This window comes from Streptomyces sp. SKN60 (assembly GCF_026236535.1).
Classification (GTDB): Bacteria; Actinomycetota; Actinomycetes; order Streptomycetales; family Streptomycetaceae; genus Streptomyces.
This window is the reverse complement of the sequence record NZ_JAHTMW010000026.1, coordinates 43,758-67,800: the sequence shown is the minus strand read 5'-3', so window position 1 is coordinate 67,800 and position 24,043 is coordinate 43,758. Positions and strand designations below refer to the sequence as shown.

Annotated in this window: 9 protein-coding genes and 4 pseudogenes; 10 read left to right on the top strand and 3 right to left on the bottom strand. The window is 65.5% G+C overall.

The features are described 5' to 3' along the window. The first annotated feature begins 49 nt into the window (after positions 1-49). Positions 50-730: a GNAT family N-acetyltransferase gene (locus tag KV205_RS31765; RefSeq protein WP_265868281.1), complete on the top strand. Its 681-nt coding sequence runs from the start codon at positions 50-52 to the stop codon at positions 728-730. A 6-nt stretch (positions 731-736) separates the two neighbouring features. Here KV205_RS31765 and KV205_RS31760 read toward each other — a convergent pair. The 3 genes and pseudogenes from KV205_RS31760 to KV205_RS36620 form a co-directional block, all read right to left on the bottom strand. Continuing rightward, a pseudogene (locus tag KV205_RS31760) lies at positions 737-968 on the bottom strand (IS110 family transposase); the annotation flags it as partial. A gap of 739 nt (positions 969-1,707) precedes the next feature. Next, positions 1,708-2,220, bottom strand: coding sequence for a hypothetical protein (locus KV205_RS36625; RefSeq protein ID WP_374214759.1), 513 nt, complete (start codon positions 2,218-2,220; stop codon positions 1,708-1,710). After that, positions 2,129-2,625, bottom strand: a pseudogene (locus tag KV205_RS36620) (IS110 family transposase). Before KV205_RS36620 ends, KV205_RS36625 begins: the two are co-directional and overlap by 92 nt. Positions 2,626-2,971: 346 nt before the next feature. On the opposite strand from KV205_RS36620, the gene KV205_RS31750 reads away from it, so the two are divergent. The 9 genes and pseudogenes from KV205_RS31750 to KV205_RS31705 form a co-directional block, all read left to right on the top strand. Next, positions 2,972-5,635 (top strand): LuxR family transcriptional regulator, encoded by a 2,664-nt coding sequence (locus KV205_RS31750; RefSeq protein WP_265868280.1) that lies wholly within the window; start codon positions 2,972-2,974, stop codon positions 5,633-5,635. A gap of 639 nt (positions 5,636-6,274) precedes the next feature. Then, positions 6,275-6,970, top strand: a complete 696-nt coding sequence (locus tag KV205_RS31745) for a DUF998 domain-containing protein (RefSeq protein ID WP_265868279.1) — start codon at positions 6,275-6,277, stop codon at positions 6,968-6,970. Positions 6,971-7,051: 81 nt separating this feature from the next. Next, complete coding sequence (locus KV205_RS31740) at positions 7,052-8,407, top strand: MFS transporter (RefSeq protein ID WP_265868277.1); 1,356 nt, start codon at positions 7,052-7,054, stop codon at positions 8,405-8,407. 262 nt (positions 8,408-8,669) lie between these two features. Further along, positions 8,670-11,330, top strand: a complete 2,661-nt coding sequence (locus tag KV205_RS31735; RefSeq protein WP_265868275.1) for a LuxR C-terminal-related transcriptional regulator — start codon at positions 8,670-8,672, stop codon at positions 11,328-11,330. A 181-nt stretch (positions 11,331-11,511) separates the two neighbouring features. Beyond that, positions 11,512-12,258 (top strand): annotated as a pseudogene (locus KV205_RS31730) (transposase family protein); the annotation flags it as partial. A gap of 199 nt (positions 12,259-12,457) precedes the next feature. Continuing rightward, positions 12,458-13,108, top strand: coding sequence for an FKBP-type peptidyl-prolyl cis-trans isomerase (locus KV205_RS31725; protein ID WP_265868302.1), 651 nt, complete (start codon positions 12,458-12,460; stop codon positions 13,106-13,108). A 539-nt stretch (positions 13,109-13,647) separates the two neighbouring features. Continuing rightward, the gene (locus tag KV205_RS31720; protein WP_265868274.1) at positions 13,648-20,811 is read left to right on the top strand and encodes an RHS repeat-associated core domain-containing protein; all 7,164 of its coding nucleotides are present in this window, start codon (positions 13,648-13,650) and stop codon (positions 20,809-20,811) included. A gap of 1,767 nt (positions 20,812-22,578) precedes the next feature. Next, on the top strand, positions 22,579-22,869 hold the full coding sequence (locus KV205_RS31710) for a hypothetical protein (protein ID WP_265868272.1): 291 nt from the start codon (positions 22,579-22,581) through the stop codon (positions 22,867-22,869). Between the two features lie 637 nt (positions 22,870-23,506). Beyond that, positions 23,507-23,948 (top strand): annotated as a pseudogene (locus KV205_RS31705) (transposase family protein); the annotation flags it as partial. Positions 23,949-24,043: the final 95 nt, after the last annotated feature.

Here is a 24,043-nt window from a genome sequence, read left to right as displayed (position 1 = left end):
CGTCGGCTGAGGATGGATGGGTACAGCCTTCACTTGACGCAATAGGTACTTGACTTTGTCTTCTCTAGCCATGTCGTGGTGTGTTGATTCGTTCTTTGTTCCGCAGGAGCCGGATGCGGCGACTGCAGCCAGGCTGGAACGGTGTCGCGAGTTTCGTGCCCGTGTTCTGTTTGATGGTGGTCGGCGCCCAGAGTTTCGTGCCGCAGATGGGCGTTACGTCGATGCACAGGTGCTGGATCTGGGGTCTTGGCACTTCACGGCCCGCCAGGGGCCCGGCGGACCCGTGATCGGCTATATACGGCTCGTGACGCCGGGAACCGTCGAGCACTTTCAGTCCCGTGTTTTCCTCGGGCCGGAGCGGTTTACTGCTCTTCTGCGCGTAGAGGAGGCCGGGGCGGGGGGAGTGTTCGAGCACAGTCGTCTGGTGGTGGACGCAACAGCGCGTGGCCTGGGCCTTGGGGCGTACATGTACGCGGTGGCGATGGCGGCTGCCCGGCAGCTCGGGGCCGAGGCGATGATCGGCATCTCCGGGACCGCGGACGGCCAGTTCCGGCTCTACAAGCGGTTCGGTTTCCACATCGTGAAGGGCACCCGTTCCTACGTGGAGCATTACGGCGAAGACGTGTGTGTCATTTTCAACCACACTGCGGACGGTGCCGGTGAGTTCGAGGCGCTCGTTGAGCGCCTACACGGTGAGCTGGATGTTCGCCCTTCGACCGTGGCCCGGTGAGCAGGCCAGGGCGGCGAGCGCGGAGAGGAAGATGGCTCGTTCAAGCTGCTTGTTTCCCCTCCGGGAGGGGTGTTCGCCCGGATGGATGAGCCCGAGCTCCGGGTTTGCCGGGCGAGTGCTGCGTAGGCGGCGAGGTGGCCGGCGGTCGGGAAGGTGTGCTGCCGTCGCCGATCTCGATCAGGATCCTGGCTCCGGTCCTGACGCCGATGCCCGGCATGGACATCAGGATCTTCGAAAGAGACATCCGATGCAGTTGATCTGTCAAGCGGCAACGGAGAGTTGAGGGGCTTGAGGGACGGAATGCGGTGGCTTCGTCGCAGTGGGTTCGTTTCGTGGGGCAGTGGTGGAGGCGGCCGAGCATGCGGTTGAAGAGGTTGCGCTGGGCAGCGGTGTGACGGTCGCCGTCGGCCCCGTCGGCCCCGTCGGCCCCGTCGGCCCCGTCGGCCCCGTCGGCCCCGTCGGTCGTAGTGGGCGCGGGCGCCGGGTGAGGCGGGCAGTGCGGCGAAGGCCCAGTGGTGATCTCGGCGTCGGGTGCGTTTCAAAGGACTCCACCGCAGCAGCGGGCAGGTCGTCTGTCGCTGGCTCAGTCCATCCCGCAGTCGATGGTCATCGTGTCGTCTCGTCCTCTCGGTCGGGGAGGGGTGTGTTGCTGCTGGTCGCAGCCGTGCGGGGGCACGTGTCTCCCTAATGGAAGGGCTCATGGCCCGGCATCCGATTAGCCGTTCGTGACCCCAGCGATCCGCGGGGCCCTCGGTCTGCTCAGGAGCTCGGCGGCTCCAGGCTGGATGAGAGGTGATCCTCGCAGGCGGCTCGGACCACGGATTCCAACGATCCGATCGTCGGACTGGACGCGGCAGTTGCGTCTGGTCTCGGGGTGATGAACGGTGCCGGGGGCCGGCGCTAATCCAACGGCTGAAGCGGGTCCCGCAGTTACTGTCAGGGCCTCGACGGGCCCGGGGTGGCCCGGGTGCCCCGCTTCACTGCCCATTAGGGTGGGCCTCCAGCAGTTCCTGGATCCGTCTGGCCAGCAGTTTCCGCTGGTCAAGGACGGCCGTCAGCGGGACAGCCAGGCTCGGGACGATCAGCGCGGCCGCGTCCGTGCCAGGGACGACCACGGTCTGCCCGTCCAGCGCGGTGAAGATCTCCTCGATGAGCCGTTCAGCCATCCGTGGTGTCTGTGGACGCAGCAGGGGCACGAGCCTGCGGCGCCCGGCTCTGCCGATCTGGGCCGGGGACACGAACCGTTCCAGCAGCGTGAGGACTGCCGGGTGCTGGACGCGCGGGCCCAGGACGCGCTTGAGGTCTGGGTGGATCTGCGTCGACAGGCCGCGGAGGCGGTTGGAGATCCGGGTTGCTTCGCCGGCCAGGTCGTCGTCGAAGCCGACGATCATCTCCAGCTCAGCGATGGTCGCGTCTTCGAGGTCGACCGAGCGGGGGTGTCTGGGGCATGACGCGGGCCGCGTCCGCGATGAGGAAGGCGTCACGAGCATCGGTCTTGGCCTTGCCGGGATAGAGGTCGACGATCCGCCGCATGGTCAGACCGGGCAGTAGGCGACTGGGCAGCCCATGTCGCGGGCTACCGCCAGCGTCAGAGCACCGCTGGAGACCGACTGGTCGACCGCTACGAGCATGGTTCCGTGCTTGGCCTGCAGTCTGCCGAAGACCTCGCGGAGCCTGGGTTCGCTGTTGGGCAGCCGCTTGTCGAACGCCTTCTTCCCGATCGGGGTGACGGCGTGGTGTGTGCCCTTGCCGACGTCCAGGCCGAGGAAGGCGCCGATGTCACTGACGTCGATCACGTGCGCCCTTCGGTCGTCCCCGCCCGGCCGTTCCACGGCACCGATCGCCACATCCACATTACGAAGCGCTTCCCGACCTGCGAAGAAGCCGGTGGGCATGCGCCTAATCAGTGGTCTGCCGATGCCTTCGGAGCCGGAGCCGGAGCCTGGAACTGCGGCGGGTGGTGCTTCGTGGGCGCAACGCATCTGCTCACCTGGACCATCAAGATCCAAGCCTCTCGGGCAGCTTCGAGGATCTGGAGTCTGGGGACCAATCGCTACTCCTCGGGGCCAGGCATTTCGCTGCTCGGCTTGACACACTGCAGAACCCGACGGCGACGCGGTACCGTGGCAGCGGAATGCTTGCGGCGCGTGGGACCCAGGAGGCCGGCCCAGCCCGGGATCGGACCGCCATCCGCCCAGGTCCTGCGGGCAGGCGTGAACGGACATGCCGGGAGGTGCGGCATTGGACACCGGCAACTACAGTCGGGCCTGGCCTCTGGTTGGCCGCGAGACCCAGATCGAGATCTTCGAGCAAGCGCTGGCAGGTCGCCAGAACCAGGAATTGCTGATTAGCGGTCCTGCAGGCGTTGGTAAGTCTCGACTGGCCGAGGAATGCTTGCGCAGAGCAATAGGCGCCGGACATCGTACGGTGCAGGCCACGGCAGGCGCGGCAGCTGCCTCAGCACCGCTGGGTGCCATTGCGCACCTGGTCCCGACCGGGATGGGCCTCTCCGATCCGGCAGCCGTGTTCTCAGCCGTCGCACATGCGTTGACCGGTACGGCGAAGCACCGGACGGTGCTGCTGGTGGACGACCTGCACCTACTGGACGCCACGTCCGCGATGCTGCTCCGCCAGCTGCTCGATGCTGGAGCGATCTTCCTGGTGGCCACGATGCGGTCGAGTGAGCCGGTGGGCGAGGCGACTGCGGCGCTGACCTTTGGGGACGCGGTTCGGCGTGTGGACCTGGGAGAGCTGGACAGCAAGCAGGTGGAGGTGCTGCTGCAGACCGTACTGGGTGGTCCCGTCGGTTGGCAGGCTGTGCACGAGCTCTACAACGTTTCTGGCGGCAACGTGCTGTACCTGCGTGAGCTCGTACTGGGGGCACTGGCAAACAGGAGTCTCGCCAGCGACGGGGGGGTGTGGGAACTAGCACCTGACTGGCTGCCGAGCACCCATCGACTGAGTGAACTCATCGGCACTCGCCTGGCTGCGGCAGGTGCTCTGGCCAAGCCGCTTCTGGAACTACTCGCCCTCTGCGATCAGCTGCCTTTGGCGGACGCCGGAGACCTGGTCGACGAATCAGCAATGGTGGATATGGAGGAAGCCGGCCTGATTCGTACCTTCCTGGACGGCCGACGCAACTGGGTCACCCTGGCACACCCTCTCTACGGCGAGGTCCTGCGCGCGGCCATCCCTTCCGAACGCCGACGCCAGATGCTGCTCGAGCAGGTCCAGCGCACCGAGGCGCGCGGGGGCCGCCGGCGCGAAGACCCGCTTCGAGTCGCCTCCTGGCGTCTGACCGCCACCGGCACAGCGGACCCCCAGCTGCTGATCAAAGCAGCCGCCCTGGCCAGGCATTCGCACGACAACCAGCAGGCCATCAACCTGCTGACGGCAGTACCGGACGACAGACACACGCGTCAATCGCGGCTCCTTCAAGCCGCGGCCCTCATCGAACTGGGCAGATTCGATCAAGTGGAGACGGTGCTGGCAGAGGTCGACGCACAGGCCACCGATGAGCATGAGCAGCTTGCCGCCGCGATTCCGCGGAACCTGAAACTGTTCGCGGACGCAGCCCGCACCAACCAAGCCCTGGAGTTCAACGAAGCTGCCCGGTCCCACGTGGCCAGCGCCACAGGGCAGCGACTGCTGAAACTCGGAGAGGGCATCATCAGAACGGTCTCCGGCGAGCCGGTCCGCGGTCTCGAACTGCTGAAGGACTTGGAAGAGGATGTCCACCAGGCAGCCGACATCAATACCTGGCTCCTGGCTGCCATGATCAAATCGCTTGGGCTGGCGCAGCGCGGCCGAACCGAGGAAGCAGTCCAATGGGCCGGGCACGTCTACGCCGCACACCTGCACACGGCCGGGGAATCGCTGATTCCCCACCCTGCCTCCCAGATCTCCCCCCTGATCGTCGCGCTTGCCGAATCAGGGAAGCTGCCCGAGGCCCGACGGACCGGAGAGCAGGCCCTGGCCGAACTGGTCACTTCACGCTCCACCGCGCCCGGTGTGTGGGTGGCCTTCCACTTGGCACGCGTCGAATGGCTCGCCGGACACCCGATAGCGGCCCGTCGGTGTTACGCCGAAGCCGCCGTGATGGCCCGCGCACAGCACTACATCGGTGCGCTGCGCCTGATCCTCTCCGGTCTCGCAGCGTCGGCCGCCGTGCTCGGCGACACTCAGGCTGCCCAGGCCGCCGTGGCAGAACTGGAGGACGTCCCGGCTACCGGGTACCTGGCAGGCGAGGACAGGCTCGGCGAGGCATGGCTGCATGCCTCGTGCGGCCGGCTCGCCCAAGCACGCGCCGTGCTTCTGGAAGGAGTCGAATCCGCCCGCAGGACCGGCCACCTGACCTCAGAAGCACTGTTGCTCACCGATATCGCCCGTCTAGGCGCACCCCGTGAGGCAACCGAGCGGCTCACCGCACTCGCCGAGCAGTGCGACGGCACTCTTGCCCCTGCGCGCGCCCGTTTTGCCACGGCCCTGGCCGCTGACGATCCACACCAGCTACTCGAGGCTGCCGACACTCTCCAAAGCATCGGGGCGGACCTTCTCGCGGCAGAAGCGGCCACCGCAGCCGCAACCGGGTGGCGACGAGCCGGCGAAACACGCCGCGCCACTGCTGCTACCCGGAAGGCCACAGAGGCCATCAGGCACTGCCCCGGGGCGCGCACTCCGCTCCTGTCCAACGCCCAGGCTGCCATCCCACTCACCACGCGGGAACGGGAAGTGGCTCTGCTTGCGGCCGGCGGAGCGTCGAGTAAAGACATTGCCGAGCAGCTCGTGCTGTCCGTGCGCACAGTGGACAACCACCTTCAGCGTGTCTACAAGAAACTCGGCGTGGCGACCCGCAACGAAATTGCCGAGCAGCTGAGACCGAAGAAGACTGGCAGCGGCATCTGAGCAGCGCCGTATTTCCTCCAGATGAGCGCCCCGAATGCAGTTCAGCCCTCCACACATTGAAGTCATCTGATCCCGACGGCGTGAGGCCCGGCGCAGTGTGACACAGCGGGTGCTGCAGTGCTCTTCCACGGTCGTCCAGGCGCGACGGGAGGCGCTGTGAGCGGACATGAACGGACGGAACAGTGGCCGCTGATGGGCCGCGATCGAGAACTTGCAACCCTCGACGGGACGCCGACTGGCTTGCCGTGCCAGGAGATCTTTTGAACGAACAGCGGACGTTGGCAACGACCTAGCCCGGCCGGGGAGCGATTAACTCGAGGGGTACGGACGGGTCAAAGGGGCGACCAGGTGCGGGGGGCGAGCGCCAGGCCGTCCGAGTGCCACATTCGGTTCGGACTTCCTACCTGTGCCAGCCTCTTCCAGGATCCTGTCACGTCAGCACCGACCTCGCCTCCCATCAGCCACCGCGACGCGGGAGAAGGAGGGGCTCGGCGGCGAATAGGTAGCAACTACTCACCCATCCACGGTGCCTGGGGATGACGCTGGTAGCCACTGCGGGGGCCTCGCTGCGCCGGAATTGCACTTGTCCCGCGCGATGTATTTCCCCGCTCTTTCGGCCAAGGCACACGGATGGACACCATGACCGACTCGATCCAGGCTGTATCCCCTTCTCGAAACGGTCGGCATTGTCGGCCAAAGCTGGCCAAGTTCGCCTTGATGGCGGCGCTTTCATTCTTTGCGGCAGCCGCCATTTCAGCACCTCTTCAGCCGCCCTCTTACAGCTCCTACTACGACACGGTCAGCCTGCTGGCCGCAATGGACGCGTCAGCACCGTGGATTATGATCAGCGGTTTCGCTGGAATGGCGGTGGCGATGTTGCTCGCCGCGTTGGGCATTCAATCCATAAAGGCCGGCAAGGCAGCGATGGTCGCAGTGGTTCTTATCCTGATCGCATCCGTGGCTACCGCAGTGGCCGGATTTGCCCGGGCTGACTGCAATCCGAGAATCCCTGCCTGCGCCTCCCGTATGGAATCGGGAATGTCTTTTCATAGCCAGCTGCATGGGCATGCTGCCCTCCTGGTATTTCTTCCGCTCATTCTGTCGGCATTCTTCCTCGCTATTGCTGCCCACCGAATCAATCCGGCGAAAAGGGTTACCCTGCGGCTCGCCGGGGCATTTTCCGGTCTGATGCAACTGGGTTTGGTCTTCCTTGTGGAGAATCATCTGATGGGCGCGGACGGGCTACTGCAGCGTGTATTTCTTGTCCTCTGCTACGGAACGCCCGTGCTTTTTGTGTGCATGGCGTCTGCCCCTCGGGAGTCGGCCGTCTCGTAGCGCAATGCAGCCCCCGCGCTGACAGACGACTTCCCGCTGGTGTCGAGTGACCATGCATCATGCCGTTCGAACGGATCCATCATGACCGATGATTCCACCGCTGCTCCCACGCGTATCGACCGCCTCGCAGTAGTCGTGCTGTACGGAGCAATCGTGTTTGAGGGAATGAGCCTGTCCGGAATCGGCGTCCAGCTCTCTCCGGTGCAACGGGATCTGGGGCTGCGTGCTGATCAGCTTCAGTGGTTCGCAACCGCCTTCTTGGTCATGTATGGCGGGTTCCTCCTGCCTGGGGGCGTTGCTGCCACTGCCTGGGGAGGCAGGCGTGTGTTCCGCTGCGGTCTGCTGCTGTTCGCACTTGGTTCCGCTGTTGTGGCAGTCGCCGATGGCCCGTGGCTCGTCATCCTTGGGCGAGGGGTGCAGGGTGCGGGAGCGGCGTTCAGCGTCCCGGCAGCGCTGGCGCTGCTCATGATGACCTTTCCCGAAGGCAGCGCGAGGGATCGTGCGATCGGCGCGTTCGGCGCGATGGGAGCTGTCGGCTTCTGTCTGGGCCTGGTGGCCCAGGGGGGACTCACCGAGGCGTTCGGCTGGCGATCGCCCTTCGCGATCAGCTCTCTTCTGGCACTGGCCTTGGTGACTGGATCGGCTTCCATACCGCCCGTCGCTCGCACTTCCGGCCGAGCCCGCACACCATGGGTTTCGGCGGTGCTCATCATCTGCTGCCTCCTCGCGCTGATATACGCAGCCAGCGGATCAGCGGCCTCCGCCTGGGCGAAACTTGCCGGCCTCGCAACGGGGATGGGACTGGCGGTGCTGTTTGTCACCCTGCAGCTGAGGGGACGCAATCCGCTGATCCCTCGGCGGATACTCCTGGACCGTCGTGCCCTTTCAGCAAACGGGGCCTTGGGAGCGGTATTCGCCGCGGTCATGGCCAACACGGTCGTCGTCGCAACCGCCCTGCAGGACAGGAACGGCTACTCGCCAATGGATGCCGGGGCAGTGTTTCTTTCCCAGGGGCTTGCGGTGGGGGCCGCGTCTCCAGTCGCATCAAGACTGGTCAGCCGGTGGTCGGTGTCTGTCCTCATGCTCATCGGAGCGGGCCTGGTTCTGCTCGGCCAGGTGCTATGCCTCCTCGCGCTCGACAGCAACGACGTTCCTCTTCTGCTGACGGCTGGTCTCCTTGCCGGCACAGGGATCGCGGGTGTCTACACCGCTGCCACAGTGGAAGTCATCGGCGCCGTCTGTGAGCGTGACCACGCCGTCGCATCGGGCACACTGGCCAGTTGCCAGCAGGTGGGCGGCGCCTTCGGCATCGCAGTCGTGGCCAGTCTCCAGGGCGCGCCGGACCACGGCGGAACATCCGCCGCCCTGGCCGCTTGCGTCCTGCTCGCCGGGTGTGGGCTCGCCAGTGCTGCGGTCGGTTCCTGGACACGCCACTGAACGATCGGGTGATGGCGGCGTTCACCTGGCTACGCCGCGTCACGGCCGCCACGTGATCCAGGGCGATGCGAGCGTCCCGCCCGCTGACCGGGCGACCGCGGTATAGCCAAAGAACCGGGCGCACCGGCCACAGCACCGTGCTATCCACAGCCAGCGGCCTCACCCATCGGCGAAGCACTGCCTGGCTGAGTAATCTGGAAGAACCTATCCGCCCAGCACCCGTTCGGTTCCCGGGGCAACGGAAGACCTCTGGGAGGCTGCCATGGGTACGCAACCACAGCCAGTGTCGCGATGGCCGCTGATCGGCAGGGACAGCGAGCTACAGGCGTTCACCAGAGCGTGGGCGCAGAGGCAGTGCCACGGGATCGTGATCTGCGGCCCAGCGGGGGTGGGCAAGTCGCGGCTGGCTGAGGAGTGCCTGGCCAGGGCCGCCCGGCAGGGCTGGAGGACACGCCGGGTGACGGCGTCTGCGGCGGCTGCCCAGGTGCCGCTCGGAGCGATCGCCCATCTGATCCCGCCCGGGACGGACCTGTCCGACCCGGTCAAGGGCTTCGCGACCGTCGCCACCGCACTCGCCGGCCCGCAGCACGACAGCCACTGGGCAATATGGGTGGACGACCTGCACCAGATCGACGCCACCTCCGCCGTCCTGCTGCGCCAGCTCCTCGACGCCCGGGTGATACGGCTGATCGCCACCGTCCGCACCGGCGAGTCGCTCGCCGAAGCCGTCGATGCACTCACCAGCAACGACCAGGTGCAGCGAATCGAACTGGCCACGTTCAACCAGCAGCAAGCCCAAGCGGTACTGGATGCCGCACTGGGCGGGCCGGTCAGTCGACGCACCCTGCAGCAGCTATACGCAGCCTCCGGCGGCAACGCCCTGTACCTACACGAACTCGTTCTTGGCGTCCTGGCCTCCGGTGAGCTGGCCAGCGACGGAGAGATCTGGGAACTGACCGGAGAACGCCCGGCTGGCACCCCGAAGCTCGCCGAGCTGATCACGGCCCGGCTCGCCACCGCCCGACCTACCGCACGCCCGGTCCTGGACCTGCTCTCGCTCGCCGAGCCGCTGTCCCTGGCCGAGGCCCAGCAGGTCACCCCACCCGACGTCCTGGCCGAACTGGAGCAGGCCGGACTCATCCAGGTGACCACCAGCCGCCGCCGCACCACCCTGCAGCTCGCCCACCCCCTCTACGGCGAAACCCTGCGCGCCCATATCCCCGCCCTGCGTCAGCGCACCCTGCTCCAGCAGCAGGCCAACCGCACCCAGGCCCACGGCGCCCGCCGCCACAACGACCCCCTGCGCCTGGCCACCTGGCAACTCGCCGCCACAGGCACCGCCGACCCCCAGCTACTCATCCAAGCCGCTGGCCTCGCCCGCCATGCCCACGACTACCAACAGGCCGTCACCCTGCTCGAGGCCCTACCAGAGCCACATCACACCACTGACAGCAAGGTTCTTCTCGGCGAGGCCTACTACGAACTGGGCCAAGTCGAACTCGCCCAGTCCTTCCTCGCGAAAGCGGCCGACTCGGCCGCGACGGATGGCGACAGGCTTGCCATCGCAATGGAACACTGCCAAACCCTGCTCTGGGGAGCCGCCCGGATCGATGAAGCACTGGCCGTCAACGACGCCGCCCGTGCCGACATCACCGATCCGGGCATGCGCCACGCCCTGACCATCAACGAGGGCGCCATGCGGGTCACAGCCGGGCAACTCCAGAACGGACTGGACCTGCTCACAGACGTCGAGGCATTTCCCGAGGAACGCGTCCGCCTGTACGGCATGGCTCTCAAAGCGTATGCGCTGACCTGCAAGGGCCAGACAACTCGCGCCACGCGACTGGCAGAACACGCCTACGCAGAGCATGTTCAGGCCGACACGCGCATCGTCAACCAACACTCCCTCTCGCAGATCGGCCCGCTCAGCTACGCCTACCAAGAGCTGGGCGAACTGCGGCGCGCCCGACAGGTCGCAGAACAAGGATTCACCACAGCGCTGCAGATCCGGGCCTGGCAGCCAGCCCCCGGACCGGCGAGCATGCTCGGACGTACCCTATGGCTCGCCGGCTACGCGACGGAGGCCCGGCGCGCCTACGCCGAGTGCGTCGCTCTGATCCGGGACAGGCACGCAATACCCGCGCTGATGCGACTCGCCACGTCGGGGCTGGCCGCATCTTCCGCGCTGCTGGGAGACCTGGACACCGCCGAGTCCACCCTGGAGGACATGGCCAAGCACCCGGACATAGCGTTCTTTCCAGGGGAAGACCGCCTGGGACATGCCTGGCTGCTGGCCGCCCGAGGCCGTCTCGCCGAGGCCCGGAACATCTTGGCCGCTGCAGCCCAGACCGCCTACCAGACTGGCAGCCTTGCCTCGGAGGCGCTGCTGCTGACCGACGTGGCCCGTCTTGGCGGCGCCAAAGACGTCCAGCACCGACTCAACGAAATCGCCGAGCAATGCGACGGAGCGTTTGCCCCGGCCCGGGCACATCTTGCGGCCGCGCTGGCCGCCGACGACCCCGATCAGTTGCTGGCCGCCGCCGATGAGATGGAGGCCATAGGAGCGGACCTGATAGCCGCCGAGGCCGCAACCCAAGCGGCCAGAGCATGGCAACGCACCGGGCACGCCCGCAAGGCCGCCGCCGCAACCCAGCAGGCCCAAGCCTGTGCCGCACGCTGCCCCGGCGTCCGCACTCCACTGCTGACCATCGCCCAGACCGCTGCCGCGCTCACCGCCCGCGAGAAGGAGATCGCCCTCCTCGCCGCTGCCGGCACCGCCAGCAAGGACATCGCCAACACCCTCCACCTGTCGGTCCGCACCGTCGACAACCACCTCCAGCACGCCTACACGAAACTCGGCGTGACCACCCGCCGCGAACTCGCACACGCACTCGGCACAACACCCACCCGCCGCCCTGTGTAGATTGCCGCATCCGCCCGACAGCGAACACCCCGGCAATGGCGCTGCCCCGCTCCCGACATGATGGGGTCACTGCCGGACGTGCGTGTCCCGGATATCTCGGTGGAGGGCTGACAGGCGGTCCTTGATCTTGCGGCGGAGAAAGAGGTGTTCGACGTCTCAACTCTTCAGCGCAGGAGCCTCGTTGGTGCCCTGTCCTGCCGTACTCGACCTGCCGCATGCCCTGGTCGAGCGTGGTGTTCATGCGCATCGTCACCCGTGAGGGTGACCGACGCTGCAGGCTCCCGTCCCACCGGCGAGCTCTCGGCGGTCTGGTCCACGTTCGCCGGCACGAGACGCTCGCGCGGATCGCTGCCGGCTTCGACACATCTGTCGGCACTGCCCACGCCTACGTCACGGCCGTCGTCGATCACCTGTCCCGAAGGGCGCCCGGCCTCCTGCGGGTCCTGCGCGAGACGGATCTCGATCACGTCCTGCTCGACGGGACACTCGCCGAGTGCGACCGCGTCGGCGACAGCCGGGCCGACTTCTCCCAGGAGCACCGCCGCCACGGCGTGAACGTGCAGGTCGTCGCCGATCCCTCGGGCAAGCTGCTGTGGAACTCGCCCGCGCTGCCCGGCCGCACCCATGATCTGACCGCGGCCCGCACCCACCGCATCCTCCGGATCTGCGAACGCCAGGCGTTCTTGCGCTCGTCGACCGCGCCTACATCGGCGCCGGCCCCTGGGTGACCACGCCGATCAGACGGCTACCCGGCCGGGACCTCACCACGACCCAGCAGACGATCAACCGGGCCCTGTCAGCGGCACGAGCACCGGTCGAACGAAGCATCCCGCGACTGAAGTCCTGGCAGATCCTCCGCCGGACCCGCTGCAGCCCCAACCGCATGACCGTCATCGCCGGCGCCGTCCTCACCCTGGAACGGCAACGCCGAAAACGCTCACTGATCGGGGTGCGGCGATTTGATCGGATGCGCCGAGTTCTCACCGCCGTGGGGGGCCTTCGCTGGGGCGGGATCGGCGTTGATGAGTATCGATGACTCTCATCGTTCGGGACCGGCGACATTTATGTTCCCGGTGTAGCGCCCGCAAGGGGTGGCTCTTCTCGGAGGGAGGCGGCGAGTGGTGGCGATGACGTGGACGCGTTCGGGCCTGCGCCGGGGGCTGCTGGGCGTGATGGTGCTGGCTGTTGTGGCCGGTGGCGCAGCGGCTTGCTCCCAGGAGCGGGCCGCCCATCCCGGCAATGGTCGCGGTTCCGGCTCGGCTTCGTTGGCGCCTGTGCGTCCGCCGGTGCCCGAGCCTGTGGTCTCGGCTGCAGTGATGCCCCGTGTGGATGGCGAGCGCGGCAAGAACCCCCGGCTGGTCCTTCCCTCCAGCGCGCCCGGGGACACGTTCGTGGTGAACGTCGTCACCGCCGCCGGCGGTCCGGTGATCAAGGACGGAGACACGGTCACCGCCCAGTACTTGGCGAAGGTGTGGAAGGGCGGCAAGACCGTGCTGGACTCGCGTGCTTCCGGCGTGGGGCCGCAGGTTTTCGTCGCTGGCTCGCACGTCCTGTTGCCCGCCGTCGACAAGGCTCTCAATGGCCGTCGCCAAGGCGACCGGCTCCTGGTGGTCGTCCCGCCCGGCGAAGCCTACGCCACCGACCGCCTCAGTCAGGCCGGCGTCACTGCCAACGACACCGTCGTCTTCGTACTCGACATCGAAAAGGTTGAGGCCACCCCCACCAACTCCGCGCCCGCCACCCCCCAGCCCCCCCCTCAGGAACTGAGAGGGCGGTAAGTGACGTGCTGCCCGTTTCACGCTTGCAGCTGGGACTGTCGGGCTGGTGGTGGCCTCTCCGAGCGGCTATGGCCGTGGGTGGGTGAACAGCCTGCTCGGGCTCGATCAGGATCCCGCGTTCGACCAGCCGGTTGAGCTTCAGCCGGAGTGTTGACGTTGCTGGGCGTGATCTCCAGATCCATCGCCTCGCAGACTCCGGCAGCTTCGCGGCCGGCGCGCGCCGGCGGGGACGGATCAGGCAGCGCCAGCAGGGTCTTGCGGGTGATACGGACCTCCTCGGCGACCTGGTCGAACTCCTCCGATTACGCGGTGAGTTCCGCGATGCGTCCCCGGGGGGCCTCGGCCTGCGCGAAGAAATCGCGCTCTCGCTCCTTCGAAAGGGGGCTTTGTGGCTTACAGGTAAGAGATGTCAAAATTTCACATTTGTCTATTGAAGGGAATGCACTATGAGTGCGAGTAGAAGGCGATGGCGGTGGTCGGTGTTCCGGCCGTTGTCGGTTGTAAGTGCCGGGGTGCTTTTGGCTGGTGCTGTGCCGGGATTGGCGCTGGCGGTCGAGGACGCGGCTTCCGGTCCTCCGGTGTTGCCCAAGCCGTTGCCGGTTCCGGCCGATGCGCCGGCGGCTGCCTCGAAGGCAGGGGTGTTGCCGAGTTCGGCGGGTGTGTCGCCGCAGGGCCAGTTCACCTACAACATTCCGCTGGATGTTCCCAAGGGGCGGGCCGGTGTCGAGCCCCATCTGGCGCTGGGGTATTCCAGCGGTGGTGGGGACGGCGTGTTCGGTCTGGGCTGGTCCCTGGCGGGTATGGGTTCGGCCATAAGTCGCTGTGGCGCGAACATCGACACGGAAGGCACCCGCAGCGGGGTGCATTTCGACAAGAATGACCGCTTCTGCCTGGACGGGATGAAGCTGAAGAAGACCGGCCCTGTCGAGCCGGGGGGGTCGAACGATTATGGCGGCGACAAGACGGGGTATGTCACTGAGGAAGAATCGTTCTCGAAGATCGAATCCCTGAATTCCTCGGGGGATCTTGATCAGGGACCGGATACTTTCCTGGTATACACCAAGGATGGCCGGATTCGGACCTACAAGGCCCGCACCGCCATCCGTACCAGCGAGTCCGTGCGCCTGGCGTTTAAAACGCCGACATCGCTCGGTGAGCAGCGTGAAGCCTGCACGGGGGCTGCAGACGAAAATGCTCCTTACCATTGTGTTTTTACGGAGCTTAATGGGCAGAACGATTTGCGGAAGGCGGATGCTGGAGCTCTGAGTACGCCACGGATTTCGTGGGTGCTGGAGAGTGAGGAGGACCGCTCGGGCAACGGAGTGCGGTACAACTATTCGACCCTTCCGAACACTGCGGCCAGCGGCAACGAGTTTGTTCTGTCGAACATCCAGTACACCTTTGGGCCGGGGCAGACTGCTCAGCGGACAGTGGCGTTCGAGTACGAGGAGCGTGCGGACAAGACGTCCTCGTTCGTCTCGGGTGTCCAACTCAATCAGACTCAGCGGGTGAAGGCGATCAAGATGATCGCACCGAACCCGGGGGCCCCGTCACTGGTGCGCCAGTACAAGCTGAAGTACCTGGGGATCGGCACGGACTCGGAGAACCGGCAGCGCAGTCTGTTGTCGTCGGTGCAGGAGTGCGGCACGAAGGACGGATGTCTGCCGGCCAAGCAGTTCACGTGGTCTCCGTCCGCGCGGCCCAGCTTCACCACCGCCGACCTGGGTGCGGTGTCTCAGAGCACCGACAAGGACGCGATCGCTCCGGCCGGGGCGCGGGTGCAGGACCTGGACGGGGACGGCACGCAGGACTTGGTGTTCACCGGTGGGGGCGGCACGGGTGCTGTGGCCACCGCACGGCTGGGCCACCGGGACCAGGCCGGCCAGGTGACCGCCCTCGGCGACGCCTACCAGCTGACCGGGCACGGGGACTGGCCTGCTCTGCCGCCGAACCTGACCTTGCAGCGGCCCATTGACATCGACGGGAACGGCAAGACCGAGTACATGGCGCTGTCCGCCGGCCTGGACGGCGTGCACTCGGTGATCCTGCGCTGGGACGACAGCGCCCACCAGTTCGTGAGCACCGGACTCGAGTTCCCGTTCGCCAGCACCGAGAACCAGGGCCAGTTCGCCGACCTCAACGGCGACGGACTGCTGGACTACATCGCCATGAAGGGTGCCGCGGACACCGACAAGTTCACCTATGGCGTGCGCCTGAACCAGGGCGGCACCTTCGGCCCCGAGACCACCACGGGCCAGCTCCCCGGCGGCTGCGCCACACGGGTGGCCGACCTCGACGGAGACGGCCGCAGTGACCTGCTCGTAGACCCCAAACGACAGCTCGCTCGGACCCCGGCCTTCTCCATATTCGGCGGGGCCCAGTCGCAGTTCTACTGTGGCATGCCGTACGTAACCCCCAATTCGCTCATCAATGAGGACGGCAGGGCAGATTTCTCTGGGGCTACCTCCCAGGCGCTGTCTGCGGACGACCAGGGTGTGGTTCACGTCCGGAGTGATCTCGGGGCCGCTGAGACGAAGGACGAGGGGCCGGGCTGGAGGCTGCCGGTCGTCGGTCACCAGCGCGAGGGATTTCTCTCTCGCGCGCACCCTAGGGATGGCAGCATTGTATTCCCGAATATTTTCCTCGACGATCTCTACTTCAATGCACTGTACGACCACGAGAGCTTCCTCGGCGATTTCAACGGTGATGGCCTGAAGGATGAGCTGCTGGTGGACACCGAGCGGGCGTCCGACAGCGATCCCGCCCCGGGTGTACCGGCGAAGTTCGTCGATCAGACCACGATCATGTGGAACACCGGTAATGGTCTGCGGTGGGACGGCACGGTCGTGGATCTGCCGCATGATGTGCTGGCCGATATCCGGATCGCTGACATGAACGGTGACGGGCGGGACGACATCGTCTCGTTCTACAACACCAACCTGTTCCGCCAGGCAGACGATTCCGCAAGCTGTTTTCCCGAGACCTCTTTCAACAGTAATAGCGGTGCTGCCCCCAAGCCCCTCCCTCGTATGGACTACCACTGTCCGTATGAGGGGGTGACGGTCGGCACGGGCGGGCAGGACCGGATCAGCCTGCTGTACGCCAAGGGCGACGGCTCGTTCGTGACGGAGACGATGTCGACGTCGGCGGGTGTCCCGGACGCGAACCAGGGCCGCAAGTTCTCGCAGATCGGTGATTTCACCGGTGACGGCCGGCCGGACATCGTGAAGAACGATGGCCATCTGCAGGTGATGAAGCAGACGGCCGGGGTTCTGGTGGACCGGATTGTGTCGGTGCGCGACGAGAATGCCGCGTGGGACGAGGTCGGCCCGGTGTCGTACAGCACCGAGTGGACCGATCACCCGGAGAAGACGGACGGCGGCCCGTGCGCCGCGCCGCTGGTGTGCATCCGCACGGGTATGCCGGTAGTGCGGAAGGTCGAGTCCCGGACAGGGTCGTTCACCAAGGACGACAAGCCGGTGACGACGCTGTATGCGTACGCCGATCCGGTCTCGCACATCAGGCAGGGATTCCTGGGGTTCGGCCGGGTCATCACCTGGTCTCCGGACCAGCCGAGTGAGACGGTCACGACGTATGACCACAGCTCGCAGTACCTGAGCCACTACCCGTTGTCTTTCCGGCCCAAGGTGACCACCACGGTCACGCCGATACTGTCGTCGGCTGACGCCGCTGGGCACCCGGCCACCGCCAAGGCACGGGTCACCCGCACCACCAATAACGACGAGGTCCGCATCCTCCACGATGGCAAGAACTTCGCCGTGCTCCCGCATGACAGTCATGTGCAGGAATGGGACCAGCAGGTCAGCCTGCACTGGCAGGAGAACCTTTCCGGCATCGATGCGATCACGCACATCGGCGGGGTCCCGGACGACAATCCGGCATCGGTGGACCGCAGCGTCGACAGCGAGGTGCTGTCTGACGATTACGGCAACCAGACAGACACGAGCAGCTACACCACCGGTGGCGCTTTCACTCACACGCACACTGACTACGACCTGTCGGACCAGCGCAAGACAGACTGGCTGACCGGGCTGCCGACTCAGCAGGTCGCGGCTGCCGTGGAGGGTGCAAAGTCGCGGCTGGAAGCCGCGAACACCAGCTGCGGCTCCAGCGGATCGGCTACTGGACCGGCGATCACCTGCCGTACCACGGGCTACGAGTTCGACGGCAAGGGCCGGCTGACGGTGGTCGAGCAGCAGAAGAACGACACCGACGACCAGGTGCGGTCCAAGACGACATTCACCCTGGACCCCCAGCTCGGTGTGCCGACCATGGCAACCACCTGGGTGCCGGACCGCCCGGACCGTCCGGCCCGGGTGGACCGCGTGGATCACATCGAGTACGCCCCGGTCTTCCCCGGCCAGCCGGACGAGAAGATCTACGCCTCGCAGACCTGGTCGGAGCACGAGAACGCCGCGACCCGGCCGTCGCAGTGGCGGGCTGTTCACCCCGGCCTCGGGGTGACGGTGGCGACCGAGGACGTCAACGGGGTCACCACGTCGGCGAAGACCGACGATCTGGGACGAGTCATCGAGTCCAGCGGTGACGGCCGCCAGACCGTCACCACCTCCTACAACGCCTACCTGGTACCGGACACCGACAACGTACTGCGCACCAACGGTGTTCAGGTGAAGACCCTGACGGGCCCGAACAAGATTCCGTCCTCAGCCGTCAGTGACCGGGCCGGCCGGACGCGGATCGCCACCACCACCGGATTCGACGGCACACCGATCAGCAGCACCATCGACTACGACCACCTCGGCCGTCCCACCAAGGCATCCCGGCCATTCGCCGCTTCAGGCAGCGCCAGCAACTACACCACCACCGCCTACGACACCCTCGACCGGCCGCTGAAGGTCACCAACCCCGACAGCACCACCTCGACGAGCAGCTACGAGCGCACTGCTGAAACCGACGTGATCACCGCCACGGACGAGCGCGGCAACAAGACCAGGGCCACCAGCGACGTCAACGGCCGCCTCACGTCCTCGGACACCCTCTACAAAGCAAAGCCCGCGGATACCGAGCTCACAGCTGCCAGCACTACGTATCACTATGCGCCGTTCGGTCTGGTGGACAAGGTGACGGATGACAAGGGCAATGTCACGTCGACGGTGTTCGATGTGCTGGGACGCCCGGTCAAGTCGGTTGATCCGGACCGGGGTACTACCTCCAGCACGTATTACGGCGACGGATTGGTCGACACCCTCACTCATGAGGGGACCGGGAACAAGAGCACTTTCGGTTACGACGACCTGGGCCGCACCACTTCCCGGGAGGACTTGGACGCCGCGGGCAAGAAGGTCACCAGTTTCGTGTGGGATGCCGCGCACGGCATCGGCAAGATGCTGAAGGCCACCAGCCCGGACGGCATCGAGACCCTGTTCGGCTACGACAACCTGTCCCGCCCGAACAACACCCTGATCACCGACAACTCCACCGGTGGCAACGGCGCCACCTACGAAACCGTCAACACCTACGACAGCGCCGGCCGTCCCGACAAGCTCTTCTACCCCAACGCGCCGGGCAGGCCCCGTTTCACCCTGCAGTCCACCTACAACAGCAACGACTACCCCGTCGACGTCAACGACATCTCCGTCGACCCGGCCAAGCCCGTCACGCTCGCTCACACCGGGCAGCGCAACAACGACGGTGCCCTGACCGCCGGCAACCTCGGCGCCAACGTCCGCGTGACCAACACCTACGACCCCGCCACCGGCCGGCGCACTGATCAGTTCGTCAGCAACACCGTCAGCAACGCCACCCTGCAGAAGCTGCACTACACCTATTACGACAACGGCCTGGTCAAGACCCGAGACCAGGACGACACCAGCGGCAAGCGCAACGAGGCCTACCGCTACGACGAGTTCAACCGCCTCACCGGCTGGGACCTCACCAACAACACCGCCGCGAAGTCCACCACCGCCTACACCCTCGACACCATCGGCAACCTCACCGGCGTCGCCAACAGCACCGGCATCGCCCCCACCGAGGACCGCAACTACGGCAGCGCCTCAAGCGGCGCCGCAACCCGCAACGTCGGCCCCCACGCCCTCGGCGACAGCGACAGCCCCGATCCCGCCACCGGCGCGGAGTCCTACACGTATGACAAGCAGGGCCGGATGACCCAGGCCGACACCGAGAGCGGCACCCTGCGCAAGGTCACCTACACCGCGTTCGACCTGCCCAGGACCATCGTCGACATGGCCGGCAAGACCACCACCTTCGCCTACGACGCGTTCGGCACCCGTATCAAGAAGACCGGTCCCGACGGCACCACCCTCACCGTCCCCGGCCTCTTCGACAAGCGCACCGACCCCGCCGGCAAGACCACCTACACCTACTACATCGCCGGCGTCGGCCAGGCCGTCCACGACGGCACCACGACCAAGACCGAATACACCCTCACCGACCAGCTCGGCTCCACCGGCACCGTCCTCGACGCCGCCGGCAACAAGACCCAGGCCTTCTTCTACGACCCCTACGGCAAGCAGACCAACCCCGACGGCACCAAATACACCGGCACCACCCCCACCCAGACCCACCGCTTCACCGGCCAGGAACACGACGACAACCTCCGCCTCATCAACATGAACGGACGCGTCTACGACCCCTACGCCAAAACCTTCCTCACCACCGACCCCGTCACCGCCAACCACGCCTACGCCTACGTCAACTCCAACCCCACCAACTACACCGACCCCACCGGACACGACCCCATCCAGCCGGGCGAGTACGGCTGCTCCTTCAATTGTGGTGACACCACCGGCTACCCGATCCTTACGGCACCTGAAACCCCTGAGCTCGCCGACGTCCCCTTTAGCGGGCCACCGCAGGCCACGATCTGCGGCGTCGGCCAAAGCGGTTGGTGCACCCAGGCCAATAACGCCGGATCCGACGAAACCGGAATCACCCCGATAGCGGGCGACATCCGCGGCATGGCTGCCGACGACCTCTACGGAGGTGCCGAAGGCGCTGGCCCTATCCCCATCGACACTTTCACAGACGAGGAAATGGCAAACCTCGCAAGCACTAATCAATTGGTGGCACCTATCCGCAACGTCGCACAAACGCTCCTACTCGGTGAACTCGAAGCCGCCCTCAAGTCCACTCAGGCTTACCAGTCACTCCAGAAATCTCTTGGTGAACTCCTCGACGAGTTCAACAGTTACAACGGCTACACGCCTGAATCCGGATTTGCGCCTAGCCGCCTCGATCCGACCGGCCTCGTCGAAAACGCGGCAGGAACTGAAGTAAACTTCACGTTTGGTGAAATCAACTGCGCCCACTGTGCTATTGCCGGCGACGCCACGCTGGCTGGAAATCCAGCCATGGCTCTCGGTGATAAGTTCCATGTCCCGTGGACCGGTGCCGATGCAATTGACGCCTACGCGCTGAGCGTGGGCGAGACCGGCATAGCGATGCCCTATGAAAACATTGGTGACATTTTCCTGGCTATGCAGTACCACGGCCCTGGCGCCAGAGCGATCATTCAGGGGGAGTGGCTTGGAATTGCAAGCGACCTCCGGGGTGCCCACGTCTGGAATATCGTCAACGATGCTGGCGATATCAATTTCTGGGACTTCCAGGAAATAGCCAATCACGGCGGAATGGATCCGCTTAACCATTTCGGAGCCGATAAATATTACCTGACGATCACGCACCGCCCCAGGAGGTACTAAGCGCCATTGTTTCAGATTCTCAAAACTCGGACAGTAGATTCAGTGAAGGTCAAATGATCAGCGGGCCTCTTCGCCTGGTTCGCTGACTAGGCAGCGAACCAGGCCCCCTGACAGGCGGGGCTCTCGGGCCGTGCGACGAGAAGTCTGACTCTCGGCGTTACGGCCCGAGGGCCCCGCCTGGTCATCTCGTATCGTGTCCCGCCGACTTGCCGCTGAAGAAGCACAAACAGAGAAGTATCTTGCAGCCTGTTGATAATGAGAAGCTTGCATTCGGAGGAGTGGAGTAAGGAGGAAGAATACGCACCGGTAGGAGTATCCTCCCCCTGAAAAAATGAGACGAGTGAGTTTGTTGAGCGGTTGGTGCCGGACCGTTTGTGGGACCGACCCGCCCGCAGGGTGGCGGTTGGCGTCGAAGCCATGGAGATCGCGAATTCTTGGCCGCCAGCGTGTTCGTGGCCACGTCAGGCTGCGCGGTGGCTGCAGGCCGCGCGGATCCGCCGCCAGGCAAGCACTGCTGTTACCGGGTTGTCTTCCCACCACCGGCAGGTCCGAGCCGCCAACAGCCGACAGCCGGCAGACGAGCCCCGACGGCCCAACTGCCCTAACTGCGCCCGTACAACGGGGAACTGCAGGGCCAGATGTACTCGGTACTGAGCAGGAAGCCCGGCACTTCCCGCAGGGTGGCTGGGCGGGACCCGTCGATACTGGCGCGCTGATCACTCACTTGGCGGGCACGAATCCTCTGGGGAAGGTGTGACTCCGCGACTCCGGAGGCATCGAGGTGTGATGGGCGGCGTCCATCAGGCGTGGAGCAGGACACGGAAAGGCCCCCGCGCGATGCGAATCGCGCGGGGGTCAGCGGCTATTCGGCTTCGGGCCGAGGGATTACCGGTCTTCCAAATGGGCGCGGGTCAGGTTCGAGGTCGCCTGGACCAGGGCATAGTCGTCCTCAATCATCAACGGTGAGTACCGCCCCCGTTGCGTCAATGGCATCGAAGACCCGATGGGCCCAGGCGTCCGTGTCCGGCTGATTGGCAGTGACCCGAGCCGGGTGGGAGCGGTGCGGCCCATTCAGGTCCGGTGGAACCGCGGACCCCGAAGCTCAGCCAGTGCTCGTTTCCCCCGAGGGGAAGGAGGGGGATCGCCCATCGGTGTCACAGAAGAACTCGATGCCGAAGGCCGCTTCGAGGCCGGCCCGCAGGGCCTCCGCGAGGGTAACCCCAGGGACCTGCGACCCCCGGAAGCCGGCGTAGACCTTATATTCATTCCAGATGATCAGCCGCAGCTCACGTCGAAGGTCTTGTAGCAGCAGTATCCGATCAGTCGCACCTGGGCGAAGTCGCGCATCGCCCTCCAGGTGCGCAAGAACGTGTCGAGACTTCTTGGCCTCGGCCACGACTCACCTACATCCTCACCTCCTCGGAGATCGTTTACGGGACAGGCCTTAGACAAGCCCATCATCGCAGTCGCAAGGCATCTCTTCGTTCCTGGATCGGTCCTGCGTGAACATCAGCCGGTGGATCCGAGCTGAAGCTGAGAATCACCACAGTGAACGCCTCCGGGCGCGGGCGGACCGTCTCCGTCTACAGAGAGGCTGTTGATCTATATCTGAAGGATTCGCAGGGCACGTAGGAGTCTGTCGAGGATCGCGCGCCTTTCGCTGAACTCAGGTGCGGGAAACGCCATCGGGATTCAATCCAGACCAGCCAAGGCTGCTTTAGCCACCTGCAGACTCGTTTGCTTCATCGTGGGTGAGAGGACGTGCACTTGCAGGACTTCGTCTCCCTTGCGTATCAACGTAACTCCATCTTTGGACGCTGCATCGTCAGCGATTCCAGCAACTTTGTCAAGTCCGAGTGTGGCGGGATTGAAGAATTCCTTTCCGTGCCACGTTGCAAGATCGAGCGTTCCGGTGCCGACTACGCTCCCGTCAGGAAATTCATAAGTGCACGACTTGCCGCGAAACTGATCCGTCGGTCCTTTCGCTTTGACTACGGCACTCCCCAAGATGGCGGACAACTCGGCTTCGGGGACCAGTCTGCAAGGATCGCGAGGTGAATCATTGCTCTCAACGCTTCCCGCGGACGACGCCGGCCCCCTGCTGTCTATATGAGCGGGAGATGGTCGAGGACTCGGCGCATGACCTTCGCATCCTACGGAAACCAGAACGATCAAACCGACACATGTGCTCGCTCGGATCGAGCGTTGGAAAATACTCATACACACACTCAAGTGAAGAATTTGACTGCAATCGTGAGTATTTACTGCTCATGGATGCGGTGGCTGTAGTTCCGGTTCAGCGGCTTGCGGGGCCCAAGGTTGATGCGTTCTCAGGCTTCAAGATCGGTTGGAGGACGTGGTTGGTTCTGACCGGTAGTGGTCGGTCGCGGCGGTGATGTTCGTCCGGTCGGCCTGGTGGACGAGGCCGATGGCGAGGTTGCGGAGTGCTGCCATCGCGCGGTGCCGGTGCGGACATTTCGTCGTGCGGCTGGTGCGGCAGCGCTTGACCTCGATGGCCTGCGCGGCGTGGGGGAGGAGGGACGGGCTGGACGGTGCACACCTTGAGCCGGCGGATCTCGCGTCGGCCATGGCCCTGTTCGGGGGTGTGGTGCTGCAGCGGGACCTCGCGCCAGGGCGGATGCCGGAAGCTGTCGGCGGAGCTTCTTCTGGTTGCCCTTGACAACCAGGATGCAGTGGGGCGCTGATCCCCACCGACCGCATCAAGGCCGACGAGCCGTACTACTCGAACACCGGAAGCACGGGATGACGTGCAGGTCGTCGCCTGCCCGGACGGCACCCCGCTCTGGTTCTCGCACGCGACACCCGGCCGCACCACACCCACGACCCTGACCGCGGCTCGCGCCCACGGCATCGTCCAGGCGCGCCTGACCCGGCAGATCCTTGTGCTCGCGGACCGGGCCTACCGGGGCGCCGGCGCCACCGTGCGCACTCCCTACTACCACCACGGCATTCAGCCGGCGCACTACCAGCAGTTCACCCGGGATCACGCCCGGCTGAGGGCTTCGGGGGAACGCACCCTCGCGCAGCTCAAGCGGTGGCGCGTCCTGCGGCGGGCGCGGTGTTCCACCCGCCGTATCGGCACCATCAGCCAAGCCGTCCACAGGTTGCTGACCTGAGACTATTCCGGATGAAAGAGGTTCAGTGACAGGCAGTTACAGAGCCGACACGCCCCAAGAACTGGTATTTGAGTGGGTAATACTTATTGCGCGAG